Origin of the sequence: Burkholderia sp. HI2714, assembly GCF_002223085.1 — a bacterium.
GTDB lineage: Bacteria > Pseudomonadota > Gammaproteobacteria > Burkholderiales > Burkholderiaceae > Burkholderia > Burkholderia lata_D.
The window spans coordinates 1-1920 of the sequence record NZ_NKFM01000129.1 but is presented as its reverse complement, the minus strand read 5'-3'; the positions used below and the strand labels follow the sequence as shown (position 1 = coordinate 1920).

Annotated in this window: 2 protein-coding genes; both read left to right on the top strand. The window is 56.8% G+C overall.

Translation table 11 applies throughout. The features are described 5' to 3' along the window. Positions 1-349: 349 nt before the first annotated feature. Entirely contained in the window at positions 350-928 is a 579-nt protein-coding gene (locus CFB82_RS43825; RefSeq protein ID WP_218829107.1) for a helix-turn-helix domain-containing protein, read from the top strand. After that, positions 831-1367 (top strand): IS630 family transposase, encoded by a 537-nt coding sequence (locus CFB82_RS43820; protein ID WP_089487947.1) that lies wholly within the window; start codon positions 831-833, stop codon positions 1365-1367. The genes CFB82_RS43825 and CFB82_RS43820 overlap by 98 nt, the downstream gene beginning before the upstream one ends. Positions 1368-1920: the final 553 nt, after the last annotated feature.

Here is a 1920-nt window from a genome sequence, read left to right as displayed (position 1 = left end):
TGACGCCCAGACGCTTGGCAATCACCGGAACCTTGAGTCGCTGTCCAAGCATCAGCACGCCCGCCCCCCGCGTGCGGATGTCTTGGTGCCAGTGGTTGATCGACAACTGTTGCAAGGTCAACTCCTCGACTTCGGTCAGTACAACGACGCACTTCATCCAGATCTCCGGCAGTCAGGCTCTGCCGAAGTTAACAAATCTCAAGACGGTTTACAAGAAACACTTAATTTCGTCTTTAAATCTTTCGGTGCCAATTTCACATATCCAAATTATGCGATATTTACTAAGTGTTACTGGTAAACGAGATTGAAGTTTGTTAGCTTTGGCGAACCGTATACGCCGGAGCCTTACATGAAGTGCGTCGTTGTACTGACTGAAATCGAGGAGCAGACCTTGCAGCAGTTGTCGATCAATCACCCGTACCAGGACATGCGCACGCGGGCGGCCGCTCTGCTGATGCTGGCGGGCGGCAAACTGCCTCCGATGGCCGTCGGCGCGAAACTCGGTGTGAGCGGACAGTCGGTCTACAACTGGGCCCACACGTGGCGCGATCAGGGTGTGATCGGCTTGCTGGTCAAGATCGGCCATAAAGGTGGCCGCCCGCGCGCGTTGAGCGACGAGATGATCGCCGCGGCTGTGCGCATGGCCTCGGTCGAGCCGCTGACCCGCGAGCAAATCGTCCAACGCCTCGAGGCTGAATTCGGTTCGCCGCTGCCGTTCGGGCATCTCGATACGCTGAGCGTGGCACTCAAGCGGGAGGGCTTTACGTTCAAGCGCAACCGCCTGTCGCTCAAAAAAACGCGACCCGCAGGCATTCGCCGTGAAACAGGCCATGCTCGACAAGCTGCAGCAGGCCGCACACGAGAACGCCATTCGCCTGCTATATCTCGACGAGGCCGGCTTTTGCGGATCGCCGCCGGTTCAGCGTAGCTGGTCACCACGAGGCTTGCCTCACGAGATCGAACCGAACACGCACTGCCGACGTAGCGTGCTTGGCGCCCGGGATTACGGCACGAACACGCTGATCCACGCCACGCATGCCCGCAGCATCAAAGGCCCGAACGTTGTGCGCTTCATCAACGATCTGCTCGCAGTGGACGATGGCCGTCCGACCGTGCTCGTGCTCGATAACGCGAGCATCCATCACGGCATCGACGAGGCGACGCGGGACCGGTGGTTGATCGATCACAAAGCTGTCCTGTTCTATCTGCCCGCCTACAGTCCCGAACTCAACAAGATCGAGATCGTATGGCGACAACTCAAATACCGATGGCGACGCTTCGTCACCTGGACCACGGAAACCATCGACGCTGAACTGGCCGAACTACTGGCCGGGTACGGTACAAAATTTCAAACCAATTTCTCGTGAACACTTAACACGGGGCGTCGCCCCGACCGTTGCGCGTAAACGTCACCGGGCCGCGCCCGATCTATGCAACAACGCCACGCAAACACGACAATTGACGGCCGCTCCTGCAAGAATGGCTGATGACTGTCTCTACGTATCATTTACGAAATATTATTGTAATTTTATCGTAATGTATACGAAATGATGTGACGTTGGTGCACTTCAGCTTCGGAGGTGAGTGGGGAATGGTAGGATGACTGTCTTTTCTTCTCAGTGCTTCGTAAGCGTCCCGCGAACCCGCACTTATGGATGTGAAGGAAACGAGGTACATGTAGCGGGTTCTGTCGCGCTAAGGAATGCCGGTAGAATCGGGGGATGAAAGATTTGCTCGAAGTTCCGGTGAAGAAGGAACCCATTTCGCGGAAGGCGTTGCCGCCTGGCGTGGCGTGTTGACGGCGACGTAAAAGCGCGGGTAAATGACGACGGAAGGTTGAGCGATTCGCTCAACGAACAAGGGGCCGCGAGGCCCCTTGTTGATCGTGGCGGATGAGGATCAGAACGGGTCGAGCGGATC